The 17193-nt window shown below is 64.1% G+C and carries 17 protein-coding genes; 9 read left to right on the forward strand and 8 right to left on the reverse strand.

The features are described from left to right. Window positions 1–3 precede the first annotated feature (3 nt). Window positions 4–1485, reverse strand: a complete 1482-nt coding sequence (locus R3D65_RS02050) for a leucyl aminopeptidase (protein WP_371273566.1) — start codon at window positions 1483–1485, stop codon at window positions 4–6. A gap of 232 nt (window positions 1486–1717) precedes the next feature. On the opposite strand from R3D65_RS02050, the gene lptF reads away from it, so the two are divergent. From lptF to rsmA, 6 genes are all read left to right on the forward strand, one after another. Then, window positions 1718–2929: an LPS export ABC transporter permease LptF gene (gene lptF / locus R3D65_RS02055; protein WP_371273567.1), complete on the forward strand. Its 1212-nt coding sequence runs from the start codon at window positions 1718–1720 to the stop codon at window positions 2927–2929. Beyond that, complete coding sequence (lptG, locus tag R3D65_RS02060; protein WP_371273568.1) at window positions 2926–4026, forward strand: LPS export ABC transporter permease LptG; 1101 nt, start codon at window positions 2926–2928, stop codon at window positions 4024–4026. Before lptF ends, lptG begins: the two co-directional genes overlap by 4 nt. A gap of 1 nt (window position 4027) precedes the next feature. Then, window positions 4028–6451, forward strand: a complete 2424-nt coding sequence (locus R3D65_RS02065) for an LPS-assembly protein LptD (protein ID WP_371273569.1) — start codon at window positions 4028–4030, stop codon at window positions 6449–6451. An 83-nt stretch (window positions 6452–6534) separates the two neighbouring features. Further along, window positions 6535–7479 (forward strand): SurA N-terminal domain-containing protein, encoded by a 945-nt coding sequence (locus tag R3D65_RS02070; protein ID WP_371273570.1) that lies wholly within the window; start codon window positions 6535–6537, stop codon window positions 7477–7479. A gap of 4 nt (window positions 7480–7483) precedes the next feature. Continuing rightward, window positions 7484–8497: a 4-hydroxythreonine-4-phosphate dehydrogenase PdxA gene (gene pdxA, locus R3D65_RS02075; RefSeq protein ID WP_371273571.1), complete on the forward strand. Its 1014-nt coding sequence runs from the start codon at window positions 7484–7486 to the stop codon at window positions 8495–8497. Between the two features lie 14 nt (window positions 8498–8511). Further along, window positions 8512–9339 (forward strand): 16S rRNA (adenine(1518)-N(6)/adenine(1519)-N(6))-dimethyltransferase RsmA, encoded by an 828-nt coding sequence (gene rsmA / locus R3D65_RS02080; RefSeq protein WP_371274337.1) that lies wholly within the window; start codon window positions 8512–8514, stop codon window positions 9337–9339. Window positions 9340–9357: 18 nt separating this feature from the next. Here the strand turns inward: rsmA and gmk are convergent, their stop codons facing one another. The 7 genes from gmk to fabD form a co-directional block, all read right to left on the reverse strand. Then, window positions 9358–10032: a guanylate kinase gene (gmk, locus tag R3D65_RS02085; protein ID WP_371273572.1), complete on the reverse strand. Its 675-nt coding sequence runs from the start codon at window positions 10030–10032 to the stop codon at window positions 9358–9360. A gap of 10 nt (window positions 10033–10042) precedes the next feature. Further along, window positions 10043–10930 carry a YicC/YloC family endoribonuclease gene (locus R3D65_RS02090; protein ID WP_371273573.1) on the reverse strand — a complete coding sequence of 296 codons (888 nt, stop codon included), beginning with the start codon at window positions 10928–10930 and terminating at the stop codon, window positions 10043–10045. A 28-nt stretch (window positions 10931–10958) separates the two neighbouring features. Further along, entirely contained in the window at window positions 10959–12143 is a 1185-nt protein-coding gene (gene mltG, locus R3D65_RS02095; protein WP_371273574.1) for an endolytic transglycosylase MltG, read from the reverse strand. Between the two features lie 82 nt (window positions 12144–12225). Next, complete coding sequence (gene fabF / locus R3D65_RS02100; RefSeq protein WP_371273575.1) at window positions 12226–13488, reverse strand: beta-ketoacyl-ACP synthase II; 1263 nt, start codon at window positions 13486–13488, stop codon at window positions 12226–12228. An 84-nt stretch (window positions 13489–13572) separates the two neighbouring features. Further along, a complete protein-coding gene (locus tag R3D65_RS02105) occupies window positions 13573–13809 on the reverse strand; it encodes an acyl carrier protein (RefSeq protein WP_099304929.1) in 237 nt (78 codons plus the stop codon). A gap of 146 nt (window positions 13810–13955) precedes the next feature. Then, window positions 13956–14693, reverse strand: a complete 738-nt coding sequence (gene fabG / locus R3D65_RS02110; protein ID WP_371273576.1) for a 3-oxoacyl-[acyl-carrier-protein] reductase — start codon at window positions 14691–14693, stop codon at window positions 13956–13958. 40 nt (window positions 14694–14733) lie between these two features. Then, on the reverse strand, window positions 14734–15675 hold the full coding sequence (fabD, locus tag R3D65_RS02115) for an ACP S-malonyltransferase (protein ID WP_371273577.1): 942 nt from the start codon (window positions 15673–15675) through the stop codon (window positions 14734–14736). Window positions 15676–15885: 210 nt separating this feature from the next. Between fabD and R3D65_RS02120 the strand changes: the two genes are divergently transcribed. The 3 genes from R3D65_RS02120 (at window position 15886) to rpsR (ending at window position 17126) form a co-directional block, all read left to right on the forward strand. Then, window positions 15886–16164: a hypothetical protein gene (locus R3D65_RS02120; protein WP_371273578.1), complete on the forward strand. Its 279-nt coding sequence runs from the start codon at window positions 15886–15888 to the stop codon at window positions 16162–16164. Between the two features lie 269 nt (window positions 16165–16433). Then, complete coding sequence (gene rpsF, locus R3D65_RS02125) at window positions 16434–16865, forward strand: 30S ribosomal protein S6 (protein WP_371273579.1); 432 nt, start codon at window positions 16434–16436, stop codon at window positions 16863–16865. A gap of 12 nt (window positions 16866–16877) precedes the next feature. Next, window positions 16878–17126: a 30S ribosomal protein S18 gene (rpsR, locus tag R3D65_RS02130; RefSeq protein ID WP_371273580.1), complete on the forward strand. Its 249-nt coding sequence runs from the start codon at window positions 16878–16880 to the stop codon at window positions 17124–17126. The last annotated feature ends 67 nt before the right edge of the window (window positions 17127–17193 follow it).

Below are 17193 nucleotides of genomic sequence, written 5' to 3' on the forward strand. Positions count from 1 at the left end.
GCCCTATTTCTCGTAGTGCTCGCGCACCAGGCGATCGAGCAGGCGCACGCCGAAACCGGATGCCCAGCCCTTCGAGATTTCGCTGGACGGCGAGCCCATGGCCGTGCCGGCGACATCGAGATGCGCCCAGGGCGTATCGCCGACGAAACGTTGCAGGAACTGGGCGGCGGTGATGGAGCCGGCCCAGCGGCCGCCGATATTCTTCATGTCGGCGTTCTTGGAGTCGATCAGCTTGTCGTATTCCGGCGCCAAGGGCATGCGCCAGACTTTCTCGTCGGTCTCCCTGCCCGCGGCATGAAGCCTCTCGGCCAGTTCGTCATTGTTGGAGAACAAGCCGGCATGGTCATGGCCGAGCGCGACGATGATGGCGCCGGTCAGCGTGGCAAGGTTGATCATGAAGGCCGGCTTGAAGCGGTCATTGACGTAATGCAGCGCATCGCAGAGCACCAGGCGGCCTTCGGCATCGGTGTTCAGCACCTCGATGGTCTGGCCCGACATGGAGGTGACGATGTCGCCGGGACGCTGCGCATTGCCGTCGGGCATGTTTTCCACAAGGCCGATCACGCCAATGGCATTCACCTTGGCCTTGCGCGCCGCCAAGGCATGCATCAGGCCGGTGACGGCGGCCGCACCACCCATGTCGCCCTTCATGTCCTCCATGCCGGCGGCCGGCTTGATGGAGATGCCGCCGGTGTCAAACACCACGCCCTTGCCGATGAAAGCAACCGGCTGATCCTTGGACTTGCCGCCGTTCCACTGCATGACAGCCAGGCGCGGCGGGCGAACCGAGCCCTGGGCGACGCCCAGAAGCGCGCCCATGCCAAGCTTCTTCATCTCCTTCTCGGTCAGGATTTCCACCTCGACCCCGAGTTCTTCCAGCGCCTTCGCCTTGCCGGCGAATTCCTCCGGCCCGAGAATGTTGGCCGGCTCGTTCACCAGGTCGCGGGCCAGCATCATGCCGTCGGCCAGGGCTTCGGCGTCGGCCCACGCCTTCTTCGCGGCCGAAGGATCGGCGCAATGCACGGTCACTTTCGCGGCCTTGTCCTTCTTGTCGCCCTTCTTCGTCTTGTACTTGTCGAAGGTGTAGGCGCGCAGCACCATGCCCATGGCCAGTTCGGCCACCGCCTCCGGTGCCATGACGCCATCGGGAAGGTCTGCGATCACGGCGATTTCACCGGCCTTTCCGGCGGCCCCCATGGCAGCCCCGCCGATACGCGACCAGGCACTGCCCTTGCGCTCGTCCGGCTTGCCGGCACCCACGAGCGCGAGGCGCGAGAAGCCGGGACCGGAGGGGGCGAGAATTTCCAGCGAGGCAGCCAGCTTGCCCTTGAATTCGGCATCTCCGGCCGCCCGCGCGGCAACGCCGTCCGGATCGCAGGCGAGCGCCGATTGCGACAGCGCGGCATCTTCGCCGGCCAGAAGAATGACGGCCCCCTTCTCGGGAACAGACATTTTCGCGAACTTGATGGAGGGGCGAGAAGACATGACAACTCCGGTTTTTCGGGGAATCTGGATGACAAGCGCCTGATCTTGGGCGTTTTGACGCGATTGGCAAGGCTGGACGCGTGTGCAACTCTTCGTTAACCGCGTTTCTTGGCCCTTTTTTAGCCAAGCTTCGCCCATTAAGAGAGACGGTCGGACACAGCGGCAAGCGGTGCCGTTCGCAGGCGATGCGACAGGGGACCGGCGTTTACGCATCGGCCGACAGGGATACGGGATGACGCTCAACATCATCGAACGATACCTGCTGCGGCGAATGACGTCGGTCTTTCTGGCGGCCACGATCTCGACGCTGACGATCGCCTGGACAGTGCAGGTGCTCAACCGCATCAACCTGGTGACCGATACCGGCCAGTCGGCGCTGGACTTCCTTCAACTGGCGACGCTCATCCTGCCCAATGTCGTGCCGGAAGTGATGCCGATCGCTGTCGCCATCGGCGTCGCCCATGCGCTGACCACGATGAACACCGATTCCGAACTCGTGGTAATCAATGCGGCGGGCACATCCCGCGTGACGCTTGCTAAACCGGTGCTCGTGCTGGCAGGCGCAGCCTGCATCGCGACCTTTCTTGTTCACAACGTCGTCGCGCCGATCACCCGCGAAACGGTGCGCGAAATGATCGCCGAGGCGCGGGCCGGCCTGATCAGCACGCTGATCCAGGAAGGTGCCTTCCGGCGGATCGACGACAACCTGTTCCTGCAGGTGGGCGAGCGGCGGGCGGACGGGCAGCTCGGATCCGTCTTCGTTGCCGATTCGCGCACCAAGGACGTCGATCTGACCTATTACGCAAAGACGGCGGTGCTGGGCGAGAAGGACGGCGCCAACTTCCTGGCGATGCGCGACGGCGAGATCCACCGCAACCGGCCGGGCGAGCCCGTCTCGATCATCCGGTTCAATTCCTATGTCTTCGACCTGGCGGAGTTCACGCCCTCCACCGGCAAGGTGAACCTGTGGCCGAAGGACCGTCCTCTGACCTATCTGCTCAACCCGGATCCCGACGATACCTATCTGAAATCGATGCCCGGACTGTTCGTGGCCGAGATCCATTCAAGGCTGACGACCTGGCTCAACCCGCTGGTTTTCGGGCTGATCGCGCTCTCCATTGCCGGCAATGCGCGTTCGCATCGCGAGGCGCGCCTGCACCCGATGATATCGACGATCGGCACCGTGCTGCTGGTGCGCTGGATGAGCTATTTCAGCTTCGGCAAGGCCGACGAGACCGTGGTTTTCGCTTTCGCGCTCTACGTGATTCCCATCGCCGCGATTGCGCTGACGGCATGGCTGTTCGCCACGTCGCGGACACTGGAACTGCCCGCGCATCAGGCTGAACGGATGCAGGCGCTGGCCGATTCGTGGCGAAACCGCGCCGCCCGCCTGCTGCCGGCAAGGCTTCAGGCCTGGCTTGGCATCCGGGGGGCCGCGGCATGATCGTGCCCTATCCCGGATGGACGCTTGGGCGGTACTTCCTGCGCCGTTATGCCGTGATCACCGCCTGGTTCTTCACCGGGATTTTCGCGCTGGCCTTCCTGATCGATTTCACGGAATTCTCCTCGCGCACCTCCAACCTGCCCAAATACACGATGGCGGGCGCGCTGTTCATCTCTGCCATGCGGATCCCGTTCCTGATGCAGCAGATCGTACCCTTCATCGCGCTGTTTTCCGGCATGGCGACGCTGATCTCGCTCAACCGCCGGCACGAACTGGTCGTGGCGCGCGCCTCGGGCGTTTCCGCCTGGCAGTTCCTGGCGCCGATCTGCCTGGGCGCGTTCGCCTTCGGGGCACTGGCCGTCACGGTTCTCAATCCGCTGTCGGCGCGCGGCTTCGAGGAAGCCAATGCCATCGAGGCCGACTGGCGCGCACGGGCCTCCAACACCAGCATCGCCACAAGCGTACCGTGGCTGCGCCAGAAGACGGAAGACGGGGAAACGATCATCGGTGCCAAGGCGGTGTTGCGTGACGGCACCGTGCTGGCCAGCCCGGTCTTCATCCACATCGGCAGGGACGGCGCCATCGAACGGCGCCAGGATGCCGAGCGCGCGATCCTCAAGGACGGTTTCTGGCAACTGGTGAATGTGCGCGAGACGCGACTCGGCGCGCAGCCGGAACAGGTGCAGCAGGCGCGCGTAGCCACGAACCTGCGGCCCGAACTGGTGAGCCAGCGGCTGGCGGAGCCGGATTCTGTGCCCTTTTTCGCACTGCCCGCAAAAATTGAAGTCGCACAAGCCTTCGGATATCCGGCTTACCCGTTGCGCATGCAATTCCAATCGCTTATTGCTCTGCCTGCACTGCTTGTGGCGATGACCCTCATCGCGGCAACGGTGTCATTGCGCTTCGTCCGTTTCGGGCAATCGGGCGCGATGATCGTGGGTGGCATTGCCGCGGGTTTTCTGCTTTATGTCGCTTCGGTTCTGGTCAAGGCGTTTGGAAGTTCCGGTTTCGTGCCTCCCGTCATCGCAGCATGGTCGCCCGTCGTGATTGCAGCCTTCATCGGGATCAGCTTTCTACTGCATCGGGAGGACGGATAAGGTGGTGCGTTTTCGGGGGACAGGACACTCCACGGTCCGGACGGCGCGGCTGGCGGGCGTCAGCGCCCTGGCGCTTCTCGCAGCCGCCCTGCCATCGGGTTTCTCCCCCGTCCTGGCGCAGGATGTGCGCTCGCTGGCCGGCAGCACCGACCCCAACGCGCAGATGCTCATGGAAGCCGACACGCTGGTCTATGACAATGACCGCGGCACGGTAACGGCGCGCGGCAATGTCCAGATCGACTATGACGGATACAAGGTGGTAGCCGAACAGGTCAGCTACGACCAGGCCAACCGCAGGGTGATGGCTTCCGGCAATGTCGAGATCATCGAGCGCGACGGCAATCGCATCTATGCCGACGAAATCGACATCACCGACGATCTTGGCGACGGCTTCGTCAATGCGCTGCGCGTGGAAACGACGGACAATACCCGTTTCGCGGCCGAAAGCGCCACCCGCGAGGGCGGGAACGTCACCACATTCAACAATGGCGTCTACACGGCCTGCGAGCCCTGCCAGGACAATCCGGACAAGGCCCCGATCTGGCAGATCAAGGCACGCCGGATCATCTGGGACGGCAAGGAGCGGGTTGTCCGGTTCAGGGATGCCAGTTTCGAATTCTTCGGCATGCCGATCGCCTACCTGCCCAGCTTCTCCATGGCGGACCCGACGATCAAGCGGAAGACCGGCTTCCTGTTTCCGCGAATCTCGAACAATTCGGCGCTCGGCTGGGGTGTCGGCACACCCTTCAATATCGCCTTGGCACCGACCCATGACCTGCTTCTGACGCCGACCTATTACACGCGCCAGGGGTTCATGGGCGAAGTGGAGTTCCGCAAGCAGTTCAACAACGGCGCGTTTTTCATCAAGGGGGCCGGCATCCGCCAGCGGTCTCCCGGCGCATTCGACAATGACGCGGTCAGCGCGTCGGTGCGCGAGCGCTACATGGTGGGCACCAAGGGCGAGTTCCGCCTCAATCCGCGCTGGCTTTTCGGCTGGGACCTGCTCTACCAGACCGACAAGAATTTCTCCCGCGTCTACGGGATCGACGGCTTTGACGACAGCGTGCGCCGCTCGGAAATCTACCTGACCGGCCTCCACGACCGCAATTTCCTCGACCTGCGCTTCATGAAATTCGACGTGCAGGAGAATGCGCTGAAGGGCAGCAGGGGCGCCAGGGACGAACGGCAGGCATGGGCCCTGCCCTCCTTCGACTATTCGAGGACCTTCGACGAACCGGTGGCGGGTGGCGAACTGTCGCTCGACGTGAATGCGCAGAGCATCTATCGCGATGTCACCCATACCGGCAACAACCTGCTGGAAAGCGAAATCCTGGCGGGACCAAGCGCCCTTACAAACGGAATTGCAACGATTCCAGGCCTGGCCGGCACCAGCCAGCGCATCTCCGCCGAACTGGAATGGAAGCGCAACTACATTACCGAGAACGGCCTCATCATCACCCCGATGCTGGGCCTGCGCGGCGATGGCGTGTTCACCGACTACAATCAGGCCACCAATGCAGCTATCGGTTTCATGGCCGCCAATAACGGCGTGGCGGTGAACACCCGCAATGCCTGGTTCCGCTACATGGCGACGGCCGGGCTTGAATTGCGCTGGCCGATCCTGTTCTCCACCACGTCCGCCACGCATGTGTTCGAGCCGACAGCGCAGATTTTCGTGCGGCCCGACGCGCCGTATCAGACCGCGCTCGGCCTGCCCAACGAAGATGCACAGAGCCTCGTCTTCGATGCGTCCAACCTGTTCCAGCGCGACAAGTTCGCCGGCTGGGACCGGATCGAGGGCGGGACGCGCGCCAACCTCGGCGTCCGCTATTCCGGCAGTTTCGCCAATGGCTGGTCGGCCAACGGACTGTTCGGCCAGTCCTTCCATCTGGCCGGCGAAAATCCCTATGCGCAGCCCGACTTCGTGGCCGTCGGCGCCGAATCGGGCCTGGAGACCGACCGTTCCGATTATGTCGGCATGTTCGGCGTGGCCAGCCCGAACGGCCTTGCCGCCTCGGTTTCCGCGCGGTTCGACAAGGACACGTTCAGCATGCAGCGCTTCGAGACGCGGGCCGGCGTCGTCAATGCGCGCGGCTCCCTTCTCGTTCGCTATACCGAGATCGCACCGCAGCCGACCTATTCCTTCCCCGGACGGCGCGCGGAAATCGCGGCGGATGCCAGCCTGAACTTCGCCAGCGACTGGAAGGTTTATGGCGGCGTGACCTACAATCTCAACTATGAGATGATTTCGGGCAAGCGCGTCGGCTTCCTCTACGATGACGAGTGCTTCACATTCGGGCTGAACTTCAGCGAAAGCCGCAATCCGCGCGTGCCGACCGCCGACCCGGTCCGCTCGGTGGGCTTCCGCCTCGCCTTCCGTACATTGGGCGATTTCGGATCGCGGGAGAACCTGGACTCGCAGTGATCGTCGTTTGACGTCATGCTTTCGCCGCATAAAATGGGCACCCGACTGTCCTGAGACCAAAACGCCAGTTCAACGGAGCCAGCATGACCCTGCGCATGAAGACATTCCTGACTGCCGGCGCGCTCGCCACCGCGATGGCGCTGTCGCCACTTGCCGGCGGCGGTCCCGCTGCAAATCAGGCACAGGCGTCGGAAATACGCTACGTGGTCAACAACCTGCCGGTCACCAGCTATGACATCGCGCGGCGGGCAGCCTTTCTGCGGCTCCAGCGACGTGGCGGCAACATCAACAGCCAGGCGGCCGACGACATGGTGGAACAGGCCCTGCGGTCGGTGGAGATGCAGCGTCTTAACGTGAACATCCCGAAATCCGCCGTGGACGCCAATTTCGCCAATTTCGCCAAGCAGAACAAGCTTTCGCCCAAGCAGCTTTCAGGCGTGCTGACGCAATCCGGCGTGACGACCGCGCATTTCAAGGAATTCATTCGCGTCCAGATGGGCTGGCAGGCGCTGCTGCGGGCGCGTTTTCGCGCCGAGGGGCGGATGAGCGAGCAGGATGTGGTCCAGCGCATGCTCAACCAGGGCGGCGACAAGCCGACGGCCACGGAATACATTCTCCAGCAGGTGATCTTCGTCGTCCCCGCCGCCGAGCGCAGCGCGAAGCTGAACACCCGCAAACGCGAGGCGGAGAACATGCGGACGCGCTTTGCCGGCTGCGACAAGACACACGACCAGGCCAAGGGGTTGCTCGACGTGACCGTACGCGACCTCGGCCGCGTGCTGGAGCCTGAACTTCCGCCGGACTGGGCGCCGCTCATCAAGGCGATCAATGAAGGCCAGGCCACAAAGGTCCGCGTGACGGATCGCGGCGCGGAATTCATCGCGATCTGCCGTGCAAAACTGGTTTCCGACGATCGCGTTGCCCAGATGGTCTTCACCAACGAGGGCGATCTGGACGAGCAGGCCAAGAAGCTGAGCGACAAGTACATGAAGGAACTGCGCGAGCGGGCCCGGATCATCAAGCGATAATCCCTTGAAGCCGCTTTCTGTTTCTGGCGGGGATCCCGCAGGTATCGGCCCGGAGATCGCAGCCCGGGCATGGAGCATTCGAACGGAAGCGGCGCTGCCGCCCTTCTATGTCATCGCGGACAGCACGGTTCTGGCGGCGCGGGCCATCGCCACGGGATGTTCCGTGCCGATCCGGGAAATCAGCGGTCCCGAGCAGGCGTGCGACGCCTTTGCCGAAGCGCTGCCGGTCATCAGCCTGCCATGCGGGCACGAGGTCAAGGCCGGCGTACCCGATCCGGCCCATGCCGGTGCGATCACGGGCGCCATCGAACGGGCGGTGGCCGATACGATGGATGGGCGGGCGTCGGCCGTTGTCACATTGCCGATTGCGAAGAGGCCGCTTTACGAGGCCGGTTTCGCCTTTCCCGGCCACACCGAATATCTGGCACACCTTTCGGCGGACGCGACCGGCCTTCCCGTCCGTCCGGTGATGATGCTTGCCGGCCCGAAGCTGCGCACGGTGCCGGTGACCATTCACATTCCGCTATGCGACGTTGCCGCTGCTCTCACGCCCGATCTTCTGGAAGAGACCATACGGATCACGGCTGCGGACATGCGCCGGCGGTTCGGGCTTGCGCGCCCGCGGCTCGCCGTTGCCGGGCTGAACCCGCATGCCGGCGAAGGCGGCAGCCTTGGCCGTGAGGAGATCGAGGTGATCGGTCCCGTTCTCGACAGGTTGCGGACCGAGGGTCATGACATTGCCGGTCCGTTGCCGGCAGACACCATGTTCCACGACCGGGCGCGTTCGCGCTACGATGTGGCCATATGCATGTATCACGACCAGGCCCTGATTCCGGCCAAGGCGCTCGGCTTCGACGATGCCGTCAATGTCACGCTCGGCCTGCCCTTCATCCGCACTTCGCCCGATCATGGCACGGCTTTCGACATTGCCGGCAAGGGCATTGCACGGCCGGACAGCTTCATCGCCGCCCTCCGGATGGCAGCCGCGATGGCTGCACATGAAGGCGCAGACGCATGAGCCGCCAGGACAGCGTGAGCATGGACGGGCTGCCGCCGCTGCGCGACGTGATTGCTGCCCATGGGCTTGCGGCAAGGAAATCGCTTGGCCAGAATTTCCTTCTGGACCTGAACATCACCGCCAAGATTGCCCGGATCGCCGGTCCGCTCGAAGGTGTCACCGTCATCGAGGTGGGGCCGGGTCCGGGCGGCCTGACGCGGGCGCTGCTGCACGCGGGCGCCCGGCGCGTCATTGCCGTGGAACGGGACGAACGCTGCCTGCCCGCGCTGGAGCAGATCGCCGCCCATCACGACGGCCGGCTGGAGATCATTTCAGGCGATGCGCTGGAAACCGATTTCGCAGGACTTGCCGAGGGCCATGGCGACACACGCATCGTCGCCAACCTGCCCTACAATATCGGCACGGAACTGCTGACGGGCTGGCTGACCGCGGATCCCTGGCCGCCCTTCTACACATCGCTCACGCTGATGTTCCAGAAGGAAGTGGCGCAGCGCATCGTGGCTGCGCCGGGCACGCCAGCCTATGGGCGTCTCGGCGTGCTGGCGGGTTGGCGTTCGGAAGCGCGCATCGCCTTCGAATTGCCGCCGCAAGCCTTTTCACCGCCGCCGAAGGTGAGTTCCGCCGTTGTTCATCTCGTGCCGCGAGCCGCTCCCGCGCCATGCGCATTGGCGAAACTGGAACGGGTGACGATGGCCGCCTTCGGCCAACGGCGCAAGATGCTGCGTCAGAGCCTGAAGCCGCTTGGCGGAGAGGCGCTGCTCGCCGAGGCCGGGATCGACCCGACACGGCGGGCAGAGACACTGGACATCGGTGAGTTCGTACGCCTGGCGAACCTGACCTGAACGAACTTCGCCCGTCTTTCAGGCCAGTTGCTCGTCGAGCAGGCCGCTGACGAAGTCAAACAGGCCCGGGCGGCGGTCACGGCGCAAGCGCTCGGCGGAAACGATGGCGCGCACAGCGCCAAAGGCCCGGTCGAGATCGTCATTGACCACGACATAATCATATTCGCGCCAATGCTCGATCTCGGCGCGGGCATTGGCCAGCCGCCGCTCGATTATCTCTTCGGCGTCCTCGGCCCGCCGTTTGAGCCGGGCCTTCAACTCCGCCATGGACGGCGGAAGAATGAAGATGGAAACGATGTCGGCGCGCATCTTCTCCTTCATCTGCTGGGCGCCCTGCCAGTCGATGTCGAAAAGCATGTCACGGCCTTCGGCGAGCGCGTTCTCGGCAGCCTCGCGTGGCGTTCCGTAGAAATTGCCATGCACCTCGGCCCATTCGACAAGCGCGTCGGTGTCGCGCATGCGTTCGAAATCGCGCTGGTTGGTGAAATGATAGTGGACGCCGTCGATCTCGGACGGGCGCCGCGAACGCGTGGTCACCGAGACCGAGAGTTCAAGCTGCTTGTCGTTCTCCAGAAGGTTGCGGGCAATGGTGGACTTGCCGGCACCGGAGGGAGACGAGAGGACGAGCATGAGTCCGCGGCGCCGGATCGCTGCCGAGGGAAGAACGGACGCCTTTGTCAGCGTGGTCGGCATGGCCGGCTCCTCATTCAATGTTCTGGACCTGCTCGCGGAACTGGTCCACGGCCACCTTCATCTGCAAGCCGATCGCGGTGACGGCGGCGGCATTGGACTTCGAACACAGGGTATTGGCCTCGCGGTTGAATTCCTGTGCCAGGAAATCAAGCTTGCGGCCTGCCCTGCCGCCCGATGCGATGAGATCGCGCGCGGAGGCGACATGCGTTTTCAGACGATCCAGTTCCTCGCGAATATCGGCCTTGGCCGCCAGGAGCGCGGCTTCCGCGTGAAGGCGGTCTGCATCGAATTGCTTGCCGGAGGCCATGAGCAGGTCAACCTGCTGGGCCAACCGCCTGGCGATCTCGTCGGCCTGGCGCGACGGATCGGCCTCGGCGCGAAGCGTGAGCACCTCGATCTCGTCGATCTGCAGCAGCAGGAACGCGGACAGGGCCTTGCCCTCCTGGGCGCGCATCGCGGCGAGGTCGTCAAGCGCAGCATCCAGAGCCGAGAGAAGCTCGGCGTCAAAAGCCTCCCGCTGCTCAGGCGCCTGCTCCGTCTCGCCCTGCTCCAGGACGCCGCGCAGCGCCAGGATGCCATCGGCGGAGGCGGGCCGGAAACCGTATTCCTTGCTCAATTGCTGCGCAAGCAGCGCAACTTCATGCAGGAATTCACGATTGACGGCCGGAGCGCCCTGGCCCGCGGTGCGGGTGACTGATAAAGTTGCATGGATGTTTCCACGGGCAAACCGGCGCTGGATGGCCGCGCGAACGGCTTGCTCGATCCGCTCCATGCCCTGCGGCAGACGCAAGCGGATTTCCAGCCCCTTGCCGTTGACGGATTTCAGTTCCCAGGAGAAGGACGCATCCGGTGCCTCCCTTTCCGCGCGGGCGAAGCCCGTCATGCTCTGCAATGCCATTGCCCGCCTCCCCCGCTCATCCGGCTCGTTACTGAGCCGTTTCTTCACCACCCGCCGCCTCGCTGGCCGCCTTGTTCGCTTCCGCTTCGCGTTGCCGCTCGACCTCGCGCCAGCGGCGGACATTCTCATTGTGTTCGTCCAGTGTGCGGGCAAAGACGTGGCCGCCGGTGCCATCGGCGACGAAAAAGAGTTCGTCGGTGGTCGACGGATTGGCCACGGCCTCCAGCGAGGCACGGCCGGGAATGGCGATGGGCGCGGGCGGCAAACCGTCGATCACATAGGTGTTGTAGGGCGTCGGCTTCTCGATATCCGACCGATAGATCGGCCGGTCCGACGGCTTTCCCTCACCGCCGAACAAGCCGTAGATGATTGTCGGATCCGATTGCAGGCGCATGCCCTTGCGCAGACGGTTGATGAAAACGGCGGCAACACGCGGGCGCTCGTCCGCGACACCGGTTTCCTTTTCCACGATGGAAGCCAGCGTGACGAATTCATTGATATCGGTGACCGGAATGTCGGGATCGCGGCGCTCCCAGATGCGCTGGACCAATTGCTCCTGCGCCTTGCGCATGCGCTCGACAAGATCCTTGCGGGCGGTGCCGCGCTCGAACTTCTGCGTGTCGGCAATCAGGCTGCCTTCCGGCGGCATTTCGGCGGGCATGTCACCGGTCAGCACCTCGTTCTGCTCGATGCGCTTCATCACCTGTGCGACCGTGAAGCCCTCGGGCACGGTCAGCGAATAGAGGATGGAGCGGCCGCTCTTGAGCAATTCCATGATGTCCTTCATGGAGGCGCCGGCCTTGATCTCATATTCGCCCGCCTTCAGCGTGCCGTCATTGCCGAAGGCCCGGACCCCCAGCGAGAAGATGCGTTCATCGGTGATCAGGTTGCGGCGGGCGAGCTGGGCTGCGATCTGGCTCGTCCCGGCGGCCCGGGGGACGGTGAAGGTGGTTGCGGTTGCCGCCGGGCCGGGGGCGACAAATTCCTCACGCCCGAACCAGAGCGCGATGCCAATGGCAATGACCGCGAGAATGACGGTCGAAAGGACGAAATTGAGGAAGATGACAAACTGGTTGCGGGCCGCTCGCGAGCGGCGGGGCGGCGGCGTTCCCTGCTCGGGACGAAACGCCTGGCTGGGAGACTTGGGTACGATCGGGCCGTTTTCGCTTCTGCCCCCGTTGCGGCCAAACCGGTTTTGCGGCGTATCGTTCATCGTCCTTGCGCCATCATGCCTGACTCATTTTCTTTCGAAACGGCCTTTTCGGCAGCCAATATGGCGAAAAGGCGGTTCGCCATCAGCCGTCGCAGCGTCGGAACACCAGCGACGCGTTGGTGCCGCCAAAGCCGAAGGAGTTGGACAGTGCGACATCGATCTGGCGCTCGCGCGCCGTGTTCGGCACCAGATCGATGGCCGTTTCCACCGATGGCGTTTCGAGGTTGATCGTCGGCGGGGCGATATTGTCGCGGATGGCAAGCAGCGAGAAAATCGCCTCGGCCGCCCCGGCCGCGCCAAGCAGATGGCCGATCGACGATTTCGTCGAGGACATCGACACCTTCGACGCCGCATTGCCGAGCACGCGTTCGACAGCGCCGAGTTCGATCACGTCGGCCATGGTGGAGGTTCCATGGGCATTGATGTAGTCGATATCGGCCGGCGCGATATTGGCGCGCTTCATGGCCGCCTGCATGCAGCGATAGGCGCCATCGCCGTCCTCGGCAGGCGCGGTGATGTGATAGGCATCACCGGTCAGGCCGTAGCCGACGACCTCGCCATAAATCCGGGCACCACGTGCCCTGGCATGTTCCAGTTCCTCCAGGACGACGACGCCGGCGCCCTCACCCATGACGAAACCGTCGCGGTCCGCATCATAGGGACGCGAGGCGCGTTGCGGATCGTCGTTGCGCTTGGTGGACAACGCCTTGCAGGCAGCAAAACCGGCCATCGAGAGGCGGGTGATCGGCGCTTCCGCACCGCCGGCCACCATGACATCGGCATCGCCCAGCATGATCAGGCGGGCCGCGTCGCCAATGGCATGGGCACCGGTCGAGCAGGCGGTCACGACCGCATGATTCGGGCCCTTGAAACCGTGCCGGATGGAAACCTGACCCGAAATCAGGTTGATGATGTTGCCCGGAATGAAGAAGGGGGAAATGCGGCGCGGGCCGCGCTGGTCGAGCGTCAGCGTGCTTTCGGCTATGCCGTCGACACCGCCGATGCCGGACCCGATCAGGACGCCCGTGGCACACTGCTGCTCATACGTCGCCGCCTTCCAGCCCGAATCGGCAATGGCCTCTTCAGCGGCGGCGATCCCGTAGAGAATGAACGCGCCGACCTTGCGCTGTTCCTTCGGTTCAAGGAAACGGTCAGGGTTGAACGTGTTGTCGGACCCATCGCCACGCGGCACGATATGGGCGATCCGGCAGGCCAGATCATCGGTCTCGAACGCGTCGATCTTCCGGCAGGCGGACTTGCCGGCCAGGATCTGCTTCCACGTGTGCTCCGCCCCCATGCCGAAGGGCGAAAGGAGGCCGATACCGGTGACTACGACTCGCCGCATGCGAGACTCTCCATGGGTTCAGCGCTGAAACGGGAAAGCAGGCGCTGCGCGGGCGGCCGGATGCGGCCGCCCCGGCAACAGCAATCAGGCCGAAGCCTTCTCGATATATTTCACGGCGTCGCCGACAGTCAGGATGGTCTCGGCGGCATCGTCAGGGATTTCCACGCCGAACTCTTCCTCGAAGGCCATCACGAGCTCGACAGTGTCCAGGCTGTCAGCGCCCAGGTCGTCGATGAAGGACGCGCCTTCGTTGACCTTGTCGGCATCCACACCCAGATGCTCAACGACGATTTTCTTGACGCGGTCTGCGATATCGCTCATGTCGGAACCCTCGACTTGGTTTGAAAAAGGTGCGCCTTCGTTAACGGCAGGCCTGCCGGTAATCAAGCTGAAAGATGGCGGGGCGGCGGGAAATACCCAAAACTTCGGGGCTTGACCGGGCCGCCCGGCCAGCAAATCAGCCGTTTTCAGATCATCGCCATGCCGCCATTGACGTGAATGGTCTGTCCGGTGACATAGGCGGCGCCATCGGAAGCCAGCCAGGCGACAGCGGACGCGATCTCGTCGCCCCTGCCCATCCGCTTCATCGGAATCGCGCCCATGATGGCATCCTTCTGCTTTTCATTCAGCTTTTCGGTCATGTCGGATTCGATGAATCCGGGCGCGACGCAATTGACCGTGACGTTGCGGCTGGCAATCTCCTGGGCGAGCGACTTGGAGAAGCCGATCATGCCGGCCTTGGAGGCGCAGTAGTTGGCCTGTCCGGGATTGCCCGTGACGCCGACGACCGAGGTGATGTTGACGATGCGCCCGAAGCGGCGGCGCATCATCGGGTGGGTCAGTTCGCGGGTCAGGCGAAAGACAGCGGTGAGGTTGACTTCCATGACGGCATCCCAGTCGGCATCCGACATGCGCACGAACAGGCCGTCGCGGGTGATGCCGGCATTGTTGACGAGGATGTCCACGCCCTCCAGTTCGGCCTCCGCCTTCCGGCCCAGTTCCTTCACCGCATCGCGGTCAGACAGGTTGGCGGGCAACAGAACGACACGATCGCCGAGATCGGCGGCCAGGCTTTCCAGTTTCTCGACACGGGTGCCATGCAGCCCCACGGTTGCGCCAAGGGCGTGAAGCTGGCGGGCAATCGATTCGCCGATGCCGCCAGTCGCGCCCGTCACCAATGCCTTGCGGCCAGTCAGGTCGATCATGTTGCAATTCCTTTCGCGGTTCGGGCTTGGCCGGCGGCGGTCAGGCCAGCGCGGCGAGCGCGGTCTCGATGTCGGCCGGCGTGTTGACGGCAATGCCGGACACGGACTTGTCGATGCGCCGCGCCAGGCCGGTCAGCACCTTGCCGGAGCCGATCTCATAGGCGGTGCCGATGTTATTGGCTGCAAACCACTGCACGGTCTCGCGCCAGCGCACCCGGCCCGTCACCTGCTCCACAAGCCGCCCGGCGATCTCTTGCGGATCGGTCAGCGGCGAAACCGTGACATTGGCAATGACGGGCACGACCGGCGCCTTCTTCTCCACCGTTGCCAGGGCTTCCCGCATGGCATCGGCCGCCGGCGTCATCATGGAGGAATGGAAGGGCGCCGAAACGGGAAGCATGATGGCGCGCTTCGCCCCCTTTTCGCCGGCCAGCGCGGCCGCCTTCTCAACGGCCGGTTTCGCGCCCGAAATGACGATCTGGCCGCCGCCATTGTCATTGGCGATCTGGCAGGGGCCGATGGCCGACGCTTCCTGGCAGACGGCAGCGACATCGGGCTCTTCCAGGCCGATGACAGCCGCCATGGCACCTTCGCCCGCAGGCACAGCAGCCTGCATGGCATTGCCGCGGATGCGCAGCAGGCGGGCCGTGTCGGCAATGGTGAACATGCCGGCGGCGCAAAGCGCGGAATATTCGCCAAGCGAGTGTCCGGCCACGCAGGCCGCGCTTCCCGCCAACGAAAAGCCGCGCGATTCCATGACCCGCATGACCGCCATCGAAACGGCCATCAGCGCCGGTTGCGCATTCGCGGTCAGCGTCAGCGTCTCTTCCGGCCCTTCCCACATGAGCGCCGAAAGTTTTTCGCCCAGCGCGTCATCGACCTCGGCAAACACGGCGCGTGCCTCCGGAAACGCCTCGGCCAGTTCCTTGCCCATGCCGACCGACTGGCTGCCCTGGCCTGGAAAAGTGAATGCAATGGCCATGATAAACCGCTCCCTGATGAATGCTGGCACCTGTATCCCGCCCTCGTTGCGCAGGTGGACCGCGAAAGTCAAGCGGGCGGGGCTCTCACGGCTCCGACAGGAAAACCGCGCGCGGACAGCGGCCATGCCGGTTCCGCCACATTTTCGCCGCAATCCGGGCGTGTCGATTCATGCTTGCGCTCCATGGCGGAAGCGACCGGAACAGATTCCATGAACAAGACACAGACCCTCCCCGACGCGCCGGCCGTTCCCGTGCGGCGCGTCGTCAACGCAGCCGTGATCGCCGGCGTGGCCGGAACGACACTTTTCATCGCCACCGAAGCCTATGCGGCGGCATTTCTTTCAGCATGGGCCGTCGGCGGCCTCCTGCATCTGGGAGCGGTTGCCACGCTCGTTGCCGGCGGGATATTCGCCATTGCCGCAACAGCCGCCACCATTGCCGCCGGGCGCCTTGCCTGGCAGGCGGAAACCCACCCGGACAACAATTGACCGGAGCCGACCGGACGAACGGACTTGCCACGGGCCGAAAAACCTGTATAAGCGCGCCGTTCTGCCGGTCATGGCCGGGGGTTGAACGGAGGGTTTTGTCCGTGTTCCGGGCAAAGCAGAAGCCAAAAGGTCTTCGGCCTCCCTTCCCGTCTCCGCTCTCGACCGCACCCAAGCGCCTTTCTTCTCCGCCAAACGCGGATGTTTCCTGGAAAGTCGCAGAGGCTTAGCCGCCGTGAACGGCAGACGAAACGGAAGAAAGGCAAGAGAAAATGGCTCTTTACGAACATGTCTTCCTTGCCCGTCAGGACCTCTCCCAGCAGCAGGTCGATGCCCTTGTGGAACAGTACAAGGGTATCGTCGAGCAGGCTGGCGGTTCTTTCGGCAAGGTCGAGAACTGGGGACTGAAGTCCCTCGCCTACCGGATCAACAAGAACCGCAAGGCGTACTACACGCTCATCAACATCGACGCCCCGGCTGCCGCCATCAACGAGATCGAGCGCATGCAGCGCCTGTCCGAAGACGTGCTGCGCTACATGACGGTGCGCGTCGAGGAACATGAAGAAGGCGCATCCGCCATGATGACGCGCCGCGACGAGCGCGGCCCGCGCGGTGATCGTGGCGACCGCGGCCCGCGCGGTGATCGTGGCGACCGCGGTGATCGTGGCGACCGTGGCGACCGCGGCCCGCGCCGCGACAATTAAGGAGAAGCGACCATGGTCGACATCAACCAGATCCCGACCCGGCGTCCGTTCCACCGTCGCCGCAAGACCTGCCCGTTCTCCGGCGCCAACGCGCCGAAGATCGACTACAAGGACATCAAGCTCCTGCAGCGCTACATTTCCGAGCGCGGCAAGATCGTGCCGTCCCGCATCACGGCCGTCAGCCAGAAGAAGCAGCGTGAACTCGCCCGTGCGATCAAGCGCGCCCGCTTCCTCGGCCTGCTGCCCTACGTGGTGCAGTAAGCAGACCGTTCTGGCCCGGCGGCTCCGGCCGCCGGGCCTTCACAAGGCCCCGCGTGAACGGCGCGCG

It is taken from the genome of Zhengella sp., from assembly GCF_041397485.1.
In the GTDB taxonomy this organism is placed as follows: domain Bacteria; phylum Pseudomonadota; class Alphaproteobacteria; order Rhizobiales; family Rhizobiaceae; genus Zhengella.

Coding starts and splice junctions, on each gene's coding strand:
- R3D65_RS02050 (WP_371273566.1), bottom strand. CDS start 1,485: ATGTCTTCTCGCCCCTCCATCAAGTTCGCGAAAATGTCTGTTCCCGAG.
- lptF (WP_371273567.1), top strand. CDS start 1,718: ATGACGCTCAACATCATCGAACGATACCTGCTGCGGCGAATGACGTCG.
- lptG (WP_371273568.1), top strand. CDS start 2,926: ATGATCGTGCCCTATCCCGGATGGACGCTTGGGCGGTACTTCCTGCGC.
- R3D65_RS02070 (WP_371273570.1), top strand. CDS start 6,535: ATGACCCTGCGCATGAAGACATTCCTGACTGCCGGCGCGCTCGCCACC.
- gmk (WP_371273572.1), bottom strand. CDS start 10,032: ATGCCGACCACGCTGACAAAGGCGTCCGTTCTTCCCTCGGCAGCGATC.
- R3D65_RS02090 (WP_371273573.1), bottom strand. CDS start 10,930: ATGGCATTGCAGAGCATGACGGGCTTCGCCCGCGCGGAAAGGGAGGCA.
- mltG (WP_371273574.1), bottom strand. CDS start 12,143: ATGAACGATACGCCGCAAAACCGGTTTGGCCGCAACGGGGGCAGAAGC.
- fabF (WP_371273575.1), bottom strand. CDS start 13,488: ATGCGGCGAGTCGTAGTCACCGGTATCGGCCTCCTTTCGCCCTTCGGC.
- R3D65_RS02105 (WP_099304929.1), bottom strand. CDS start 13,809: ATGAGCGATATCGCAGACCGCGTCAAGAAAATCGTCGTTGAGCATCTG.
- fabG (WP_371273576.1), bottom strand. CDS start 14,693: ATGATCGACCTGACTGGCCGCAAGGCATTGGTGACGGGCGCGACTGGC.
- fabD (WP_371273577.1), bottom strand. CDS start 15,675: ATGGCCATTGCATTCACTTTTCCAGGCCAGGGCAGCCAGTCGGTCGGC.
- R3D65_RS02120 (WP_371273578.1), top strand. CDS start 15,886: ATGAACAAGACACAGACCCTCCCCGACGCGCCGGCCGTTCCCGTGCGG.
- rpsF (WP_371273579.1), top strand. CDS start 16,434: ATGGCTCTTTACGAACATGTCTTCCTTGCCCGTCAGGACCTCTCCCAG.
- rpsR (WP_371273580.1), top strand. CDS start 16,878: ATGGTCGACATCAACCAGATCCCGACCCGGCGTCCGTTCCACCGTCGC.